General features: G+C 74.6%; 12 protein-coding genes. 7 read left to right on the top strand and 5 right to left on the bottom strand.

Annotated features, from left to right (window positions below):
- Positions 1 to 28: 28 nt before the first annotated feature.
- Positions 29 to 1948 (bottom strand): chorismate-binding protein, encoded by a 1920-nt coding sequence (locus COO58_RS27920; protein ID WP_098747909.1) that lies wholly within the window; start codon positions 1946 to 1948, stop codon positions 29 to 31.
- A 258-nt stretch (positions 1949 to 2206) separates the two neighbouring features.
- Between COO58_RS27920 and COO58_RS27915 the strand changes: the two genes are divergently transcribed.
- From COO58_RS27915 to COO58_RS27905, 3 genes are all read left to right on the top strand, one after another.
- The gene (locus COO58_RS27915) at positions 2207 to 3589 is read left to right on the top strand and encodes an FGGY family carbohydrate kinase (protein WP_091573530.1); all 1383 of its coding nucleotides are present in this window, start codon (positions 2207 to 2209) and stop codon (positions 3587 to 3589) included.
- 122 nt (positions 3590 to 3711) lie between these two features.
- Positions 3712 to 6276 carry an ATP-binding protein gene (locus COO58_RS27910; protein WP_255292797.1) on the top strand — a complete coding sequence of 855 codons (2565 nt, stop codon included), beginning with the start codon at positions 3712 to 3714 and terminating at the stop codon, positions 6274 to 6276.
- Between the two features lie 5 nt (positions 6277 to 6281).
- The gene (locus tag COO58_RS27905) at positions 6282 to 6695 is read left to right on the top strand and encodes a roadblock/LC7 domain-containing protein (RefSeq protein ID WP_218012428.1); all 414 of its coding nucleotides are present in this window, start codon (positions 6282 to 6284) and stop codon (positions 6693 to 6695) included.
- A gap of 95 nt (positions 6696 to 6790) precedes the next feature.
- On the opposite strand, the gene COO58_RS27900 is transcribed toward COO58_RS27905, so the two are convergent.
- Complete coding sequence (locus tag COO58_RS27900) at positions 6791 to 8278, bottom strand: GH1 family beta-glucosidase (protein ID WP_098747906.1); 1488 nt, start codon at positions 8276 to 8278, stop codon at positions 6791 to 6793.
- A gap of 838 nt (positions 8279 to 9116) precedes the next feature.
- On the opposite strand from COO58_RS27900, the gene COO58_RS27895 reads away from it, so the two are divergent.
- Positions 9117 to 12014 carry a glycoside hydrolase family 48 protein gene (locus COO58_RS27895; protein WP_176559002.1) on the top strand — a complete coding sequence of 966 codons (2898 nt, stop codon included), beginning with the start codon at positions 9117 to 9119 and terminating at the stop codon, positions 12012 to 12014.
- 288 nt (positions 12015 to 12302) lie between these two features.
- On the opposite strand, the gene COO58_RS27890 is transcribed toward COO58_RS27895, so the two are convergent.
- A complete protein-coding gene (locus tag COO58_RS27890) occupies positions 12303 to 12998 on the bottom strand; it encodes a DUF3159 domain-containing protein (protein ID WP_098747902.1) in 696 nt (231 codons plus the stop codon).
- An 87-nt stretch (positions 12999 to 13085) separates the two neighbouring features.
- On the opposite strand from COO58_RS27890, the gene COO58_RS27885 reads away from it, so the two are divergent.
- Positions 13086 to 13973 carry a phosphatase PAP2 family protein gene (locus COO58_RS27885; protein ID WP_176558997.1) on the top strand — a complete coding sequence of 296 codons (888 nt, stop codon included), beginning with the start codon at positions 13086 to 13088 and terminating at the stop codon, positions 13971 to 13973.
- Between the two features lie 8 nt (positions 13974 to 13981).
- Positions 13982 to 14653: a maleylpyruvate isomerase N-terminal domain-containing protein gene (locus tag COO58_RS27880; RefSeq protein WP_098747901.1), complete on the top strand. Its 672-nt coding sequence runs from the start codon at positions 13982 to 13984 to the stop codon at positions 14651 to 14653.
- A gap of 6 nt (positions 14654 to 14659) precedes the next feature.
- On the opposite strand, the gene COO58_RS27875 is transcribed toward COO58_RS27880, so the two are convergent.
- Together COO58_RS27875 and COO58_RS27870 are read right to left on the bottom strand one after the other, a co-directional pair.
- Positions 14660 to 15499: a DUF1028 domain-containing protein gene (locus COO58_RS27875; RefSeq protein WP_098747899.1), complete on the bottom strand. Its 840-nt coding sequence runs from the start codon at positions 15497 to 15499 to the stop codon at positions 14660 to 14662.
- Positions 15500 to 15562: 63 nt separating this feature from the next.
- Positions 15563 to 16774 carry a low temperature requirement protein A gene (locus COO58_RS27870; RefSeq protein WP_098747897.1) on the bottom strand — a complete coding sequence of 404 codons (1212 nt, stop codon included), beginning with the start codon at positions 16772 to 16774 and terminating at the stop codon, positions 15563 to 15565.
- Between the two features lie 145 nt (positions 16775 to 16919).
- Here COO58_RS27870 and COO58_RS27865 point away from each other — a divergent pair, with 145 nt between their 5' ends.
- Complete coding sequence (locus COO58_RS27865; protein ID WP_091573537.1) at positions 16920 to 17900, top strand: LLM class F420-dependent oxidoreductase; 981 nt, start codon at positions 16920 to 16922, stop codon at positions 17898 to 17900.
- Positions 17901 to 18038: the final 138 nt, after the last annotated feature.

Here is an 18038-nt window from a genome sequence, read left to right as displayed (position 1 = left end):
CCGTCCGGGCCACCGGCCGTCCTTCGCCCTACCCCCGATCGACCGCCCCATGCGCGCTCAGCGCCGGCCGGTCCAGCAGATGCCCGAGCAGGTCCGCCAGGACCGCCGTGCCGTCCTGGCTGAGCACCGACTCCGGGTGGAACTGCACCCCGGCGAAGCCCGCGCCGCGCAGCGCGTGCACCGCGCCGTCGCCCGGGTCGCGGGACAGCTCGACCGGGCCGTACGGGCCGGACACCCGGTCGGCGTCGGCGCGGGCGGTGAAGCTGGCGTAGAACCCGACCCGTCGGGTCACCCCGAACACCGGCACGTCCTGCGGCAGCCCCTGGTAGGGCGCGTCGCGGCGGTGCAGCGGCAGCCCGAGCAGCCCGGCCAGCAACTGGTGGCCCAGGCACACCGCCAGGGTCGGGCGGCCCGAGGCCAGCAGCTCGGCCAGGAGCGTCCGCAGCGCGGCCATCTTCGGCGCGGTCACGTCGCGCGGGTCGCCCGGGCCGGGACCGACCACCACCAGGTCGTACCCGTCGAGCGGGCCCGGATCCGGCCAGTCGCGCCGGCTGACCGACAGGCCGAGCGCGCCGAGCTGGTGGGCGAGCATGCCGGTGAACGTGTCCTCCCCGTCGACGATGAGCGCCCGGCGGCCAGCCAGCCCGCGCAGCGCGATCGCGCCCGGCTCCCGCTGCTCCAGCCAGAACCGCGCCAGCGGGGTGTTGCGGGCGGCCAGCGCGGCCCGTACCTCCGGGTCGTCGGCGTGGCGGACGGCCGGCTCGACGCCCGGGTGCGGCGCCTCCGGGCCGAGACCCAGCGCGGCCAGCACACCGGCGGCCTTGGCGTGCGTCTCGGCCACCTCGCCGGCGGTGGTGGAGTGCCGGACCAGCGTGGCGCCGACCGGCACCCGCAGCGCGCCCTCGGGCGAGAACTCGGCGGTGCGGATGAGGATCGGCGCGTCCAGCGTCTGCCGGCCCTGCTCGTCGCGGCCGAGCAGGGCGAGCACCCCGGCGTAGTAGCGGCGGCCGGTGCGCTCGTGCCGGGCGATCACCCGGCAGGCGTTCTCCATCGGGCTGCCGGTCACCGTGGGCGCGAACATGGTCTCCCGCAGCACCTCCCGCACGTCCCGGGAACAGCGCCCGGCCAGCAGGTACTCGGTGTGCGCCAGGTGTGCCATCTCCTTCAGGTACGGCCCGACCACCTGCCCGCCGTGCTCGGCGACGACGGCCATCATCTTCAGCTCCTCGTCGAGCACCATGTACAGCTCCTCCACCTCCTTCGGGTCGTGCAGGAAACGCAGCAGCGCGTCCCGGTCCACGGTCTCGCCCCGGTGCCGGAAGGTGCCGCTGATCGGGTTCATCTCGACCAGGCCGTCGGCGACGCTGACGTGCCGCTCCGGGCTGGCCCCGACCAGGATCCGGGTGCCGGTGTGCACCAGGAACGTCCAGTAGGCGCCGCGCTCGCGCACCAGCAGCCGACGCAGCGCGGCCAGGGCCGTGGCCAGCGGGTCGCCCTCCACGGTGGCCCGCAGGGTGCGGTGGATGACGAAGTTCGCCCCCTCGCCGTGACCGATCTCGTCGGCCAGCACCCGCTCGACGATCGCCGCGTACTCGTCGTCGGCGATGTCGAAGCCGGCGTCGCGGGTGCGCACCGGCGCGTCGGGCAACGCGTCCAGCACCTCCGCGAGCGGTATCCGCCGGTGCCGCTCGACCGCCAGGTATTCCAACGGCAGGCCGTCGTCCACGCAGTCGAAGCCGCGCTCGGTGATCTGTCGGAACGGCACCAGGGCCAGCGTGCGCGGGCCGGCCGCGCCCTCGGGCACGGGCAGGTCGGCGAGCTGGTCGGCGGTGCGTACCGGACCGGCGAACAGGTCGACGTGGTCGGCGCCCTCACGGCGGACGAGCGCGAAGGGGCCGGGGTCGAGGCCGGCGGCGACAGCGGCGAGCGGGTCGGACGGGCGGGTCATCGGGTCTCCTCGGTGGGCCGGTGGCCGCCGGTGAGGCGGCCCGGGTTGCCGGGGGAGACCGGCGGCCGCCTCGTGGGGCGGCCGCGTGGGGAAGCTACGCGCGGGGGTGGGCCGCCGGGTCGGCGGGCCACCAGCAGTTCGGGTGCGCGGGCATGGCGATCACTGTACGCGATCGGTCGGCGTCGGGGAACCCGATCGCGCGGGAGCGCGTACGGATCTTGGCTTCGCCGCCGGTCCCGCCGGGTAGGTTGACCGGCGATGGACATTCTCGCTCTGGACCTGGGCACCTCCTCGGTACGCGGGCTGGTGCTGGACGCGGACGCCGTGCCGCGCCCGGGCGCGCTGGCCCGTCGCAAGGTGCACCTGGCCACCGGCGACGACGGCACCGGGACGCTGGACGCCGCCACCTACCTGGCGTGCCTGGTCGAGTGCCTGGACGAGCTGGCCGCCGGTGGGCACCTGCGGCGGGTCGGCCTGGTGGCGACGTCCGCGCAGTGGCACTCGGTGCTGCCGCTGGCCGCCGACGGCACACCGTCCGGTCCGGTGCTGACCTGGCTGGACACCCGGGCCGCGCCGCCGGACGGCGACGGCGGTCCGACCGACCCGGAGGACTACCACCGGCGTACCGGCACCTGGTGGCACCGCTGTTACTGGTCGGTGCGGCTGCCCTGGCTGCGGGAGCGGTGCGGGGACCGGACGGTGCGGTTCGCCGGGCTGGCCGAGTACGTCCTCGGCGAGCTGCTCGACGCGGCGCCGATGTCCATGTCCCTGGCCTCCGGCACCGGGCTGCTCGACCTGCGGGACCTGGACTGGGACGCGGAGGCGTGCGCGCTGGCCGGCGTCCGTCCGGACCAGCTCCCGCCGCTGGCCCCGCCGGGCTGGTACGGCCGGCTGGGCGCCGGCTACGCGAGGCGCTGGCCGCAGCTGGCCGAGGCGCAATGGTCCGCGCCGATCGGCGACGGGGCCGCCTCCAACGTCGGGTCCGGCTGCGTCGACCCGTCGCGCGCGGCGGTCACCATCGGCACCTCCGCCGCGGTCCGCATGATCCAGGCGGTGCCGGCCGGTACGGAGCTGCCGCCGCTGCCCGACCAGCTGTGGCGCTACCGGGTCGACCACGACCACGTCGTCACCGGCGCCGCGTACTCCAGCGGCGGGAACCTGTTCGCCTGGGCCGACCGGGAGCTGCGGCTGCCCACGGGTGCGGAGCTGGAGGCCGCGCTGCACCGGGCCGCCGCCGACCTGGTCGTGCGGGCCAATCCCCGCTTCGGCGGCGACCGGCCACCCGGGACGGCGCCGGCCGGCTCCGGTGAGCTGCGCGGGCTGAGCTTCGGCACCACCGCCGTCGACATCCTCGCCGGGCTGATGGCCGGCCTGTGCCGGCTCGTCGCCGACGACCTGGCCCAGCTCGAGGCCGGCGTGGGCGAGCCGATGGAGGTGGTGCTCGGCGGCGGGGCGTTGACCGCCTCACCCTGGTGGCGCGGGGCGTTCGCCGACGTGCTCGCCCCGCGTACGGTCCGGTGGCAGCGCAACCCGGAGATCGGGGCGACCGGCGCCGCGCTGGTGGCGCTCGGTCGGGTCGCCGAGGCGATCGACATCGGCGGCATCGGCCGGACGGACGAGGGCGCCGCGCCGAACACGTGACCGCCCACCCGCCACGCTGACCGTCCTGCTCATGCCGCCCGGGCGGCCGTTGACACCGCCTCCGGGCCTGGTTGGATGGACTCCGCTCCCCGCCGTGGTGGAGTCGGAACGAGGAGGCAAGTGTGGGCGCAGCTCCCGACCCGGCCCGCGGTGCGGCCCCACCGCCGCACCGGCGGCGCTCGGGGTTCCGGCTGCGGGACTGGCGGATGGGCACCAAGCTCGCCACCGTCCTGGTGATCCCCACGCTGGCGTTCCTCGTCCTGGCCGGCATCCAGACCCGGGGGCTGGTCGGGCAGACCACGGCGCTGAGCGACTTCGCGCAGCAGGTCGGCATCGGCCGGCAGATCGCCGCCACGGTGGACCGGCTCCAGCAGGAGCGGGACCGTTCCGCCGGCGAGCTGGCCGCGTTGCGCCGCGCCGGCACCGGCGCCGACCGCGACGCCGCGGTCGCCGCGTTACGGCCGTTGCAGGAGGCCACCGACCGGGCGGTGGACGAGCTGCGCGTCGCGGCCGAGCCGCTGGCCGACGCCGACGCCGCCTGGCGGGTTTCCTACTCCGAGGCGCTGGAGGCGTACGACCAGGTGGTGAACATCCGGGCGGCGGTGCCGCCCGCGGTGCTCTCCAGCGACACCGTGCTCAGCAACTACCACCGGGCCGTGGCGGCGCTGCTCAACCTGCTGGCCGAGCCGTCGCCCGGCGACGACCAGCAGGCGTTGACCGAGTCCGTGCTGCGCTACGTGCAGCTGTCCCGGGTCAAGGAGCTGTCCTCCCGGATCCGCGGCGAGCTGTACGCGGCGTCCCGCGCCGGGCGGTACGAGCAGGACGACCAGGTGAGCCTGAGCGACCTGCGGGCCCAGCAGCTCACCGCGCTGGGCGCGTTCCGGGTCGCGGCGACCGCCGAGCAGGTCCGCCGCTACGACCGGACCTCGGTCGACCCGGCCTTCGTCACGGCCACCCGGCTGGAGGAGCGGACCCTGCCCACCGGCGCGGCGGAGCCCGCGCTGCTGTCCGCGCCGCAGTGGTGGGCGGCCAGCGAGCAGCGGCAGGAGCTGTTCCGCCAGTTGGAGGGCGAGCTGCTCGACGACGCGGTGCGCCGGGCCGACGACGCCAGCGCCCGGCAGCTGCGCGAGACGCTGCTGGTCGCCGGCGGCATCGTCTCGGTGCTCCTGGTCGCCGTGCTGATCTCGCTGCTGGTCGGCCGGTCCGTCGCCCGCGCGATGCGGCAGCTGCGCGGCCAGGCGCTGCGCATCGCGCAGGTGGAGCTGCCGCTCACGCTGGAACGACTGCGCACGGTGGACCGGCCGGTGGGCGCGATCGACGTGCCACCGGCGGTGGTCGACTCGCAGGACGAGATCGGCGAGCTGGCGGAGGCGTTCGTGGCGGTGCACCGCAGTGCCGTCGACGTGGCGGTCGAGCAGGCGATGATGCGCCGCAACGTCAACGCCATGTTCGTCAACCTGGCCCGGCGCAGCCAGGTGCTGGTCGAGCGGCAGCTGGAGCTGCTCGACGACCTGGAACGCGAGGAGAGCGACCCGGAGCAGCTGGAGAACCTGTTCAAGCTCGACCACCTCGCCGCCCGCATGCGCCGCAACGACGAGAGCCTGCTGGTGCTCGCCGGCACCGAGTCCACGCGACGGTGGAACCGCCCGGTCGGGCTGGGCGCGGTGCTGCTCGCGGCGAGCGCGGAGATTGAGCAGTACCAGCGGGTCCGCCACCAGAACCGCACCGACCTGCACGTGGTCGGGCACGCCGTGGGTGACCTGGTGCACCTGTTCGCCGAGCTGCTGGAGAACGCCACCGCGTTCTCCCGCCCGGAGACCGTGGTGCGGGTGGTGGTCGAGGCGGACGGCCCGGGCGCGCTGGTGGAGATCGTCGACCTGGGGCTCGGCATGAGCCCGGGCGCGCTGGCCGAGGCGAACGCCGTGCTGGCCGAGCCGCCGGCCGCCGACGTGGGCGCCTCGGAGCGGATGGGCCTGTTCGTGGTGAGCCACCTGGGCGCTCGGCACGGCGTGCGGGTGCAGTTGCGCCCCGGCCGGGAGGGCCTGGTCACCCGGGTCCGGATCCCGGCCCACCTGCTGGCCGAGGCCCCCGCCCCCGGGCTGGAGCCGCCCGCTCCGGCGCGGATGCTGACCAGCCAGGTGGCCGCGGCGTCCCGGGCGTTGGGCGCGGCCACCGCCGAGCTGCCGGTGGCCGGGCGGCACCCGGTGCCGCAGCCGGGCCCGCCGGCGGCGCTGCCGGTGTCGCCGCTGACCGGCCGGCCGCTCGGTGACGTGGCGGAGGTTGCGCCGACCGGCCCGCCGACGCCCACCGGCCCGCCCGTCGCGGTGCCCCGACCCCGTCCGGTGCCCGGCCGGGCCGAGGACGTGCTCACCCCGGGGGCCGCGGCGGCGGCCGGCGGCGGCTGGTTCAGCCGGCAGGGACCGACGTCGTCGGTGCTCGGTGTGACGCCGGCGCCGGCCCCGACGCCGGTGACCGGGGGGACCAACGAGCGGGGTCTGCCGGTACGCGTGCCGATGGCCCAGCTCACCTCGGTCACCTCGGCCGCCCGCCCCGCCGTGCGGCAGGAGCCGGACCCCGAGGCGGTCGGCGGTATGCTGTCCCGCTTCTACGGCGGGGTGCGGCGGGCCGAGGCCGAGGAGACCACCGAGATGTATCTGCCGCGCGACGAAGGGGGACGACGACAGTGACGACGTTGAGCCAGGAGGCACGGGACCTGAGCTGGCTGGTGAACGCGTTCGCCGAGCGGGTCCCCGGGGTGGCGCACGCCGTCGTGGTGTCCTCCGACGGGCTGCTGGTGGCGATCTCCGCGCACCTGCCGCGCGACCACGCCGACAAGCTCGCCGCCGTGACCTCCGGCCTGATGAGCATCACCGCGGGCGCGGCGCAGATGTTCGACGGCGACATCGTCAAGCAGACCGTGGTCGAGATGGGACGGGGCTACTTCCTCGTCATGCAGATCCGGGACGGCTCGATCCTGGCGACGCTGGCCGGCGCGGACGCCGACATCGGCGTGGTCGGCTACGAGATGGCCCGGCTGGCCAAGCAGGCCGGCGAGATGCTCACCCCGGCGCTGCGCGCCGAGCTCCAGCAGGCGCTGCCGCGCTGAGCGGCCATCACGCGCTGCCGCGTTGAGCGGCCATCACGCGCTGCCGCGCTGGGCGCGGGTGCCCGGCCGGCGGTCCGCCGGCCGGGCCGTCCCGGTCAGAGCCCGTTGCGGCGGATCACCTCGCGGTACCAGTGGGCGCTGCGCTTGAGCACCCGCCGCTGGCTCGCGTAGTCCACGTAGACCAGGCCCCAGCGCTGGTCGTAGCCCTCGGCCCACTCGAAGTTGTCCAGCAGCGACCACACGTGGTAGCTCTCCAGCGGCACGCCGTCGCGCACCGCGCGGTGGGCGGCGGCGAAGTGGTCGCGCAGGAAGCTGACCCGGCCGGCGTCGTCGACGGTGCCGTCCGGGCCGGGGGTGTCCGGGCAGGGCAGGCCGTTCTCGGTGATGGTGATCGGCACCCGCCCGTAGTCGCGGGTGACCCGGGTCAGGATGTCGTACATGCCCTCAGGGTAGATCTGCTGCCACTCGGCCTCCGAGGTGGGCCACTTCCGCACGGTCCCGCCGCCGCCGGTGACGTAGATCGGGGTGTAGTACTGCACCGCGAGCAGGTCGACCGGGCTGGAGATGATCTTCAGGTCGCCGTCCCGGACGCCGCGGACCATCCGGCTGTCCGACCCGAGGTCGGCCAGCACGTCCTGCGGGTACGCGCCCTTGAAGACGGAGTCGAGGTAGAGGCGGTTCTCGTAGCCGTCGTAGAGGCGGGTCGCGGCGGCCGCCTCGGCGCTGTCGTCGGCCGGGTAGCAGGGGTGCAGGTTGAGCGCCGGGCCGATCCGGCCGGACGCGCCGGAGGCGCGCAACGCCTGCACGGCGAGGCCGTGGGCGAGCTGGAGGTGGTGCGCCACCAGGTAGGCCGCCGCCTCGTCCCGGTGGCCGGGCGCGTGGTGGCCCCAGATGTAGCCGTTCTGCACCACGGTCTTCGGCTCGTTGATCGTCAGCCACGCCGGCACCCGGTCGCCGAGCGCCCGGAACACGGCGTCGGCGTAGTCGGCGAAGCGCTCGGCGGTGTCGCGGTTCTCCCAGCCGCCGTCGTCCTGCAACGCCTGCGGCAGGTCCCAGTGGAACAGCGTGGCCATCGGCGCGATGCCGCGCTCGTGCAGCCCGTCCAGCAGCCGGCGGTAGAAGTCCAGCCCACGCTGGTTGGGGCGGCCGGACCCGTCGGCCTGGATCCGGGGCCAGGAGATGGAGAACCGGTAGCTGCGCAGCCCCAGCTCGCGCATCAGGTCGAGGTCCTGGGCGTACCGGTGGTAGTGGTCGGCCGCGACGTCGCCGGTGTCACCGTTGCGGGTGCGCCCCGGGGTGTGGCTGAAGGTGTCCCAGACGGACTCGCCCCGTCCGTCCTCCTTGGCCGCCCCCTCGATCTGGTACGCCGAGGTCGCCGCGCCCCAGCCGAAGCCGTCCGGGAACCGCAGCCCGCCGTCCGGGTCGGCGTCGGTGTTGCGCTCGGGTGGGCTGTCGCAGCCGCTGACGGCGACGGCTGCGGTCCCGGCCAGGGTGGCGCCGGTGAGCCCGGTCCGGGCCGCGCCGGCGGCGGTGGCGGACAGGGCGGCGCGGCGGAGCAGGCGCCGTCGGGTGAGTAACGACATGGGACTTCTCCTCGAAGTGACGGGCCGCCCTGGGGCCGGGAGCGCTCCCAGCATAGGTCAGGGGCGGCCGGCCTCGATCCGGCGGTCGCGGCGGGAGGCGGCGCGGCCGGCGGGCGGCCGGAGGTGGGGTGGGCGGGTGTCGCTCGGGGGCTGGGGCGAGCGGCGAGGGTGGGGCAGATAGCGAGAAAGGCCGTCCGGGTGGCGTGTCACGCCTGTCCCGTCGGCCTCTTTTGCCGTCGACAACGGGGGTTTAGTGTGGGGACGGGGGAGGGCAACCCCCGTCCCCACCGGTGATGCACACACGCACGAAGTGGAATTGGCGTCCGTCGTGCGTGTCGCGCGGGAGCCGGGCCACGCGAGTGGCTCTGGTTCCACCTCCCTCCGTCTGGCGGGTGATGGCCGGCGGCGGTGTCCGGGCTGGTCCGCCGTCGGCCACAGGGCCGACGCGTCGGGCACGAGTGTCCCCGACGATCCAGTACTTACATCTCCGTCGATGGAAGCGCTCCCATCGGCGATGCTGCGACTGTAACGCCCGTCACGGCTTTGGAAAAGCCCCTAAACGAGATCGAAACATGGACGTGGGTATCTGCCCTGGCCGTTGTGGTGGGAGCGCTTCCATGTCACACTCTCGACACACGCGACGTTGGAGCCAGCTCGCGAGCGCGGGCCGCCGAGGGCACCCGGTGAGAACCGGTGCGGCGCCCGATCCCCGGCACGGCCGGGACGACCCCTTTCCGGACGCCTCCGTCCCCCCGCGTACGCCCGTCGACGCGTGGAGGCGCCCCGCCGGGACCCCGGTCCCGGCCCGGTCCGAGGAGACACCGCCCACATGAGACTTCTGGCCAGACGTCGCCGTACGGCGATGGTCGCCGCCACCGCCCTCGCCATCGGCGGGGTGGCCCTGCCCGCGAGCTCCGCGCAGGCCGCACCGGCCTGCGACGTGACCTACGCGACCAGCGACTGGAGCACCGGCTTCACCGCCACCGTCACCATCAAGAACCTGGGTGACGCCCTGAACAACTGGTCGCTGAAGTTCGCCTTCCCGAACAGCAGCCAGCGGGTCACCCAGGGCTGGTCGGCGAAGTGGAGCCAGTCCGGCAGCGAGGTCACCGCGACCAACGAGTCGTGGAACGGCAGCCTGCCCACCGGCGCGTCCACCAGCATCGGCTTCAACGGCAGCTACAGCGGCAGCAACCCGAAGCCCACCGCCTTCACGCTCAACGGTGTCGCCTGCAACGGCGCCACCACCAACCAGCCGCCGACGGTCTCCCTCGGCGTGCCGGCCGGCCCGTTCGAGGCGCCGGCGGACGTCCCGCTGACCGCGACCGCCAGCGACCCGGACGGGACCATCAGCAAGGTCGAGTTCTACCGCAACGGCCTGCTGGTCAACACCGACACCACCGCGCCGTACGGCTACGACCTGCTCGACCTGCCAGCCGGCAGCTACACGGTGCAGGCCAAGGCGTACGACAACGCCGGCGGCAGCGCGACTGCGGAGAAGTCGTTCACGGTCAGCGCGGCCACCGGGCCGAAGCTGGTCGCCACCCCGTCGGCGGTGAGCGTCGAGGAGGGCGGCAGCGCCACGGTGCGGTACACCCTCAGCGCGGCGCCCAGCGCCAACGTCCCGGTGACCCTCGCCGTCACCGGGGACAGCGACATCACCGTCTCGCCGGCCACGCTGACGCTCACCCCGAGCAACTGGAGCACCGGCGTCACCGCCACCGTCTCCGCCGCGGAGGACGCCGACACCGCCGGCGGCACCGCCACGGTGACCGCGTCGGCCACCGGCTTCGCCCCGGTCGCGGTGGTCGCCACCGAGGTCGACAACGACACCCCGGGCGGCGACAACGCCTACATCAAGAAGTTCCTCGACCAGTACGGCAAGATCAAGAACTCGGGCTACTTCAGCCCCGAGGGCGTGCCGTACCACTCGATCGAGACGCTGATCGTCGAGGCGCCCGACCACGGGCACGAGACCACGTCCGAGGCGTTCAGCTTCTGGCTCTGGCTGGAGGCGCAGTACGGCCGGGTCACCCAGAACTGGGCCCCGTTCAACAACGCCTGGACCGTGATGGAGAAGTACATCATCCCCAGCCACGCGGACCAGGCGACGGCGGGCGCGCCGGGCACCCCGCAGTACGCGGCCGAGCACAACCTGCCCAGCCAGTACCCGTCGGCGCTGGAGGCCAGCGTCCCGGTCGGCCAGGACCCGCTGCGCTCGGAGCTGCAGTCCACCTACGGCACCGGTGACATCTACGGCATGCACTGGCTGCTCGACGTGGACAACACCTACGGCTTCGGCCGCTGCGGCGACGGCACCACCAAGCCCGCGTACATCAACACGTTCCAGCGGGGCACCCAGGAGTCGGTGTGGGAGACCGTGCCGCAGCCGTCCTGCGACACGTTCAAGCACGGCGGTCCGAACGGCTACCTGGACCTGTTCGTCAAGGAGTCCAGCGCCCCGGCCAAGCAGTGGAAGTACACCAACGCGCCGGACGCCGACGCCCGGGCCGTGCAGGCCGCCTACTGGGCGCTGACCTGGGCCAAGGCGCAGGGCAAGGAGGCCGACGTGGCGGCCACCGTGGCCAAGGCCGCGAAGATGGGCGACTACCTGCGCTACGCGTTGTTCGACAAGTACTTCAAGAAGATCGGCAATTGCGTCGGGGCGTCCACCTGCCCGGCCGGCAGCGGCCGCGACTCGGCGCACTACCTGCTCTCCTGGTACTACGCCTGGGGTGGCGCGTACGACGCCTCGCAGAACTGGTCGTGGCGGATCGGCTCCAGCCACAACCACTTCGGCTACCAGAACCCGTTCGCGGCGTGGGCGATGACCAACGTCGCCGAGCTGAAGCCGAAGTCGCCGACCGCGGTCTCCGACTGGCAGAAGAGCCTGGACCGGCAGCTGGAGTTCTACACCTGGCTGCAGTCCGCCGAGGGCGGCATCGCCGGTGGCGCCACCAACAGCTGGGACGGCAGCTACGCCCAGCCGCCGGCCGGCACCGCCACCTTCTACGGCATGTTCTACGACGTCGACCCGGTCTACAACGACCCGCCGTCCAACCAGTGGTTCGGCATGCAGGCCTGGTCGATGCAGCGCATCGCCGAGCTGTACCTGCAGACCGGCAACGCCAAGGCCAAGGCGCTGCTGGACAAGTGGGTGCCGTGGGCGATCGCCAACACCACGACCGGCGCCAGCTGGTCGATCCCGTCGGACATGAAGTGGACCGGCCAGCCGGCCAACTGGAACCCGACCAGCCCGCAGCCGAACACCAACCTGCACGTCGAGGTGACGGTCAAGGGCCAGGACGTCGGCGTCGCCGCCGCCTACGCCCGCACGCTCATCGCGTACGCGGCCAAGTCCGGCAACACCGCGGCGAAGACCACCGCCAAGGGTCTGCTGGACGCGCTGTCGGCGGCCGCCGACAGCAAGGGCGTCTCGATGCCGGAGAAGCGCGGCGACTACAAGCGCTTCGACGACGTCTACAACGCCGCCGACGGGCAGGGCCTCTACGTGCCCTCCGGCTGGACCGGGAAGATGCCCAACGGCGACGCGATCGCCAGCGGCAAGAGCTTCCTGGACATCCGGTCGTTCTACAAGAACGACCCGGACTGGCCCAAGGTGCAGGCGTACCTGGACGGCGGCGCGGAGCCGGTCTTCAACTACCACCGGTTCTGGGCCCAGGCGGACGTCGCGATGGCGTACGCCGACTACGGCACCTACTTCCCGCAGGGATGAGATGACCCCTCCTCCGTGGGCGGGGTCCGCCCCGCCCACGGAGGAGGCCGCCCCGGCCGATGGGGGAACGGAGCGGCCGGGTCGGCGGACGGCCTGACGCCCACGGTCAGGCCGGGTGGGCCGGCCGTCCGGACGACGCAGCGGACGGACCGGCCCACCACTCCGCCCGGGGACCACCCATGGCGCGAAAAGGCACGGAAAAATCAGCGCTCCACGGGATCACATCAGTGGCGCGGACGGAGTAACGTATTTCACGGAGAGGCCGCTCCCCCCGTGGCGGCCTCTCCACTACTTTTCCGGGGACGTCGCCGGCTCCCCGTCCGGGTCGGGCGCGACCACCGGGTGTCGTGGCCCCGGGTGTCCGGGCGGCAGCGACCGGCTGACCACCACCCAGCTCGCCGCCAGCGCCGCCGCGATCAGCGGCCAGGTCAGCGCCGCCCGCGTCACGGTCAGCGCCACCACCCGCCCGTCCAGCCAGAGCGGCACGAAGACCGCCACCCGCAGCACGTAGGTGGCCGTCCACACCCAGCTGCCCCGGCCGTACGCCCGCAGCAGCGCCGGGTCGCGGCGCCACCGGGATCGCTGGCGCAGCGCCACCCCGACCACCACGCCGAGCAGCGGCCAGCGCACCACGATGCTGACCGCCCAGGCCAGCGCGCTGGCCGCGTTGGAGGCGATCTGGAGCAGGAAGAAGTCGGCGGCCCGGCCGGTGCGCACCGCGATCAGCGCGGCCACGCAGACCGCGAGCAGACCGATCAGGACCGAGCGCGGGCGGTCGCCGCGCCGCCACCGCCAACCGGCCACGGCGCCGCCGGTCAGCACCGCGGCGAACACGCCTCCCCACAGCCCGCCGAGCACCCAGCCGAGCCCGAACGCGAGCGGGGGCAGCGTCGCGTCCACCGCGCCCCGCCGCCCGCCGAGCAGGTCGGCCAGCGACTCCGGGCGCGGCTCGGCGGGCCGTTCCCGTTCCGGTCCGCCGGTCACCTGCCACCTCCTCCGATCGCCCCGCCTCAACCTACGCCGGGATCCGGGGCGCTCCCGCGCGCGCCGGACCGGGCCGACCGCTAAGTTGTGCGGGTGCGGGAGACGGCGAGGGGTTGGACGGCGGTCTGGTTGGTCGTACTGGCCCTGACCCAGACAGCGATGTTCGTGCTGGTGTGGCGGTTCGCCGTGCACAGCGAGCTGGGCCAGTGGCTGGACACGGTCGCGTTGACCGGCAACCGGATCGGCCAGGACCGCATCGACGGTCCGGTGGACACGCTCCTCAACGCCATGTCGGTGGTGTCGCTGCTGGTCGCGACCGCGGTGATCGGCTTCATCGCGTTGATCCGTGGCCGCAAGGCGCTCGCGGTCACCGCCACACTGCTCATCGCCGGGGCGAACGTGAGCACCCAGCTGCTCAAGTACTACCTGGTCCGACCGGACTTCGGTGTCGACCCGGAACGGGCCGCCGCCGGCAACAGCCTGCCCAGCGGGCACACCGCGGTGGCGGCGTCGGTGGCGATCGCGCTGATCCTGGTGCTGCCGCGGCAGGTGCGGGTGGCCGGCGCGTTCCTCGGCGCCGGGTACGCGGCCGCCGCCGGGGTCGCCACGCTTTCCGCCGGCTGGCACCGGCCCAGTGACGCGGTCGCCGCGTACCTGGTGGTGGGCGCGTGGGCCGCGGCGGCCGGGCTGGTGCTGCTGTTCTTCCAGCGGGAACAGGCGGTGGTGGAGCCGGGCGACGCGCACCGGCTGGGCGCCGCCGTGCTCGGCGTCGCCGGCGCGGTGGCCCTGCTGGGCTCCGCGCTGGCGCTGTCCTGGTTGGTCGACCGTTCCACCGTCGCCGTCGAGGACCTCGGCCGCCGTCCGCTCTTCATCGGGTACGCGGGCAGCGCGGCCGGCATCGCCGGCACGATCGCCGTGGTGGCCGCGCTGGTGCTCGCCGTGGTGCACCGGCTGGTGCCCCGGTGGAAGGGCTGAGTACGCCGGTGGAACCGGCACGGGCGGCGTTCCGGGACGAGTGCGCCCGGCTGGAGCGGGTGCTGCACGGCCTCGACGAGGCGGCGCTGGACCGGCCCACACCGTGCCCGCCCTGGCTGGTGCGGGACCTGCTCGCGCACGTGGGCACCGGGGCCGGCCGGCTCGCCGGGATGCTCGCCGAGCCCGCGCCACCGCGCGCCGAGGTGGACGCGGCCGGCTACTTCGGCGCGGCCAAGTTCAGCCCGCCGGTCGACCGGGAGCGGATCGACGGGGCGCGGCGGGCCGCCCGGGAGCTGCCCGACGTGACCGAGGTGGCGCGGGAGTTCGGCCGGGCCTGGCGGGCCACCGACACGGCGGTGGCCGACGCGCCCGTCGGCCGGGTGGTGCGGACCCGGCACGGTGACGCGATGGCGGTGGGCGAGTTCCTGCGTACCCGGGTGGTGGAGGTCGCGGTGCACGGCCTGGACCTGGCCGATGCGCTCGACCGGTCGCCCTGGACCACGCTGGCCGCGGCGGCCGTGGTCGTCGACGTGCTCACCGGCGGGCGGCCGGTGCCGGCCCGGCTCGGCTGGGACGCGCTCACCGTGCTGCGCAAGGCCACCGGCCGGCTGCCGGTGACCGACGCCGAGCGGACGGCGCTGGCGGAGGCCGGCATCCGCCGGCTGGCGTTCGGCGGCTGACGCCGGTCAGGCCGCCGCGGCACGCCGCAGGTGCTCCAGCACGATCGGGTCGATCCGGCCGGGCACGAACCGTTCCTCCAGGTTCTCCAGGCCGGACCAGGCGGCGAGCGCGTCGTCCAGGCCCGCCGGGCCGACCGGGTGACCGGCGGCGGCGAGCAGGTCCGCCACCTCGACGGCGAGCGGGCCGGTCAGGTCGCGCAGGGTGGCCGGGTCGGGGCGACCGAAGATCATGGTGTGGATGCCGAGCAGGCGACCCAGCTCGGCGACCGGGTCCGGGTGGTCGTCCACCCGCAGGTCGACCAGTTCGTCGCCGGTGCCCGCGTAGCCGCCGTGCCGCTGCACGACGAGCAGGGCGGCGCTCTGCCGGCCGCGTCGGTCGCCGCCGGCCCGGTCGCCGGCGGTGAGCGCGGCGAACAACCGCTGCGGAAACGGCAGGTCGGTGTCGGTGAGCCAGGCGTCGCGCAGCGCGTCGATCACCTGCGGGCCGGTCAGGATGTTCCCCTGCGCGGCCCACCCGTCGCCGGCCTGACCGCCGGCCCACGGGTGGCAGCGCGGCCCGGTCCAGGTGGCCCCGACGCCGGTCGCCCCGACCACGCCGAGCTGCCGGTCGTCGCGTCCCGGGTCGGCGGCCACCAGACCGGCCACCACGTCCACGGCGGGGACGCCGGTGCGCAGCAGGGCGAGCGCCTGCGCCCGGTAGGCGAGGTTGGCGTGCGCCTGCGTGGCCACCGCCCCGACCTGCGCCTCGGCGGCCGGCACCAACGCCCCGGCGGCGAGGAACCGGCTGGCCACGGCCACGCCGTAGAGCTGCCCGTCGGCGGATCGGGCGACGAGCGAGAAGGTCACGCGCGGATCGTAGCCCGCGGGTGGGGGCGTCGTCCCGCACCGACCGAAGCGCGTGGGCGACGGTCAGAACGGCGGCGCGGCGGCCTCCGGCGGCCGGCCCCAGGCGCGCCGGGCGTCGGCCACCGCGACCGCCACCAGCACCACGACCGCGACGCTCGCCGCGACCAGCGGCGCGGTCCGCAGCAACAACGGCACGGGCAGCAGCAACGCGGCGATCGCCACCAGCCGGGACGGGGACACGCGGCCGAACACCTCGTACTCGAACCGGGCCCGGCCGGCGAGGAACAGCGCCGGGCCGCCCAGGATCATGGCCAGCCAGGGCAACTCGTTGTGCCCGGTCGGGTGTTCGATGACCAACTCGTAACCGATCGCGGTGGCCACCACGCCGATCACCATGACCAGGTGGGTGTCGGCGGCGGAACGGCCGATGGTGGCCGGGTGCGCGGCCCTTGTCACCGCCTCGCCGAGGATCTGCCCGGCCCGCTGCACGTAGATCCGCCACAGCAGGATCGAGGTGGCCAGCGCGAACGCGAACGCCGCGACGGTGGTCGGCCGGGTCGGCACGCCGGTGAACGTCCAACCGGCGAGCAGGATCGTCTCGCCGAGCGCGACCAGGAAGAACTGCTGGTAGCGCTCGGACAGGTGCTCGCCGTGGATGTCCCACCGGGAGAGCGTCGAGCGGCCCAGGCCGGGCACCGGCCAGCCGAACCGGGCGGCCAGGTATTCCACCAGCAGCGCGAGCGTCCAGAGCACCACCCGGGCGTCGACCGGCAGCACCGCGCCGGCGAGCCAGAGCACGCCCGTGGCGCAGAACGTGATCAACATGCGCAGCTTCAACCGGCGGTACTGGAGCTTGCGCAGCACGAGCATGAGGATCGCCGGCCGGCTCACCTGCGCCACCACGTACGCGACGGCGAACGGCAGGCCGTTCTCGCTGAACGCGCGGGGGATCGCCACCCCCATCACCATCGCCGAGAGCAGCGCGGTGATCACGATGATCTGCAACCACAGGTGGTACGGGTCGTACCGGCTGGTCGTCCACGCCGTGCCCTGCCAGACCGCCCAGAGCGCGAACAGCAGCAGCAGCGTCTTGCCGCCACCGGTCACCGCGGACCAGTTCGTCTGGCCGCCCTCCAGCGCCAGGTCCTCGAAGGCGCGTGCGGAGATCCGGGTCAGCGCGAACACGTAGACCAGGTCGAAGAAGAGTTCCAGGAAGGTCGCCCGGCCCCCGTCACCGTCGGTCGCGCGCAACGCGGCGGGCTCGGCGACCTTCACCGTCGTCTCCCGTACCCGATCCCGCTCACCCGGCAGTCGTAACACTCTTTCCGGGCGTCATGGTGCGGATCGGTCGTATCGGTGGAGGATCTTGCTCCCGGCGGTGGTGGACGGGCACGATCGACAGGTGACGAACCGATGGGGTATGACCGTACCGCTGGGCGGCATCCCGCTCGCCGACCACGCCGCCGTCTACGCGGCCCTCGACCACGCCGGGTTCACCGACGTCTGGTCGTCGGAGGTGGCCGGGACCGACGCGTTCACCCCGCTCGCGCTCGCCGCCGCCTGGGCGCCCCGGCTCCGCCTCGGCACCGCGATCACCCCGGCCTTCACCCGGGGGCCGGGGCTGCTCGCGATGAGCGCCGCCGCCCTGGCCGAGGCCGCGCCGGGCCGGTTCGCGCTCGGCGTCGGCGCCTCGTCGCCGGTGGTGGTGCGGGACTGGAACGCGGTGGCGTACGACGAGCCGTTCAAGCGGACCCGAGACGTGCTGCGCTTCCTGCGGGCCGCGTTGCGCGGCGAGACCGTCGACGGGGCGTTCGACACGTTCGCGGTCCGGCGGTTCACGCTGGAGCGTCCGCCGGCCGTGCCGCCGCCGGTCCTGCTGGCCGCGCTGCGCCCCGGCATGCTGCGACTCGCCGCCGCCGAGGCCGACGGGGTGATCCTCAACTGGCTCGCCGCCGAGGACGTGCCGACCGCCGTCGCCGAGCTGGGCGAGCGCCGTCCCGGCTTCGAGGTCGCCGCGCGGATCTTCGTCTGCCCCACCGAGGACGCCGGGTACGCCCGCGCCCTGGGCCGCCGCCTGATCACCGGCTACCTCACCGTGCCCGCGTACGCCGCCTTCCACCGCTGGCTGGGTCGGCAGGAGACGCTGGGCCCGATGTGGCGGGCGTGGGAGGCGGGGGACCGCCGGGGCGCCGCCGCCGCGGTCCCGGACGAGGTGGTCGACGCGCTCGTGCTGCACGGCTCGCCCGAGCAGTGCGTGGCCGGCGCCCGCCGGTACGCCGCGCACGGCGTCGACGTGCCGGTGCTGGCGGTGCTGCCCACCCCGGAGACGACCGAGGGCGGGGCGGACGCCTGGGCCGGTCTGCTGCCCCGGCTCGGCGTCGACGCGACGGAGGTGGCCTGAGATGAACCTGACCGACCGGGTGGTCGTGATCACCGGTGGGGCCGGCGGGATCGGCGCGGCGCTGGGCCGGCGGTTCGCCGCCGAGGGCGCCGCCGCCGTCGTGCTGGCCGACCTGGCCGCCGACGCGGCGCGCGCGGC

Origin of the sequence: Micromonospora sp. WMMA1996, assembly GCF_002573675.1 — a bacterium.
Taxonomy (GTDB): Bacteria; Actinomycetota; Actinomycetes; order Mycobacteriales; family Micromonosporaceae; genus Micromonospora; species Micromonospora sediminicola.
This window is presented reverse-complemented; position numbering and strand designations above follow the sequence as displayed.

What these genes read in the sequence shown, in the direction of transcription:
- COO58_RS27920 (WP_098747909.1), bottom strand. Translation starts at nt 1,948, where the DNA reads ATGACCCGCCCGTCCGACCCGCTCGCCGCTGTCGCCGCCGGCCTCGAC.
- COO58_RS27915 (WP_091573530.1), top strand. Translation starts at nt 2,207, where the DNA reads ATGGACATTCTCGCTCTGGACCTGGGCACCTCCTCGGTACGCGGGCTG.
- COO58_RS27900 (WP_098747906.1), bottom strand. Translation starts at nt 8,278, where the DNA reads ATGTCGTTACTCACCCGACGGCGCCTGCTCCGCCGCGCCGCCCTGTCC.
- COO58_RS27865 (WP_091573537.1), top strand. Translation starts at nt 16,920, where the DNA reads ATGACCGTACCGCTGGGCGGCATCCCGCTCGCCGACCACGCCGCCGTC.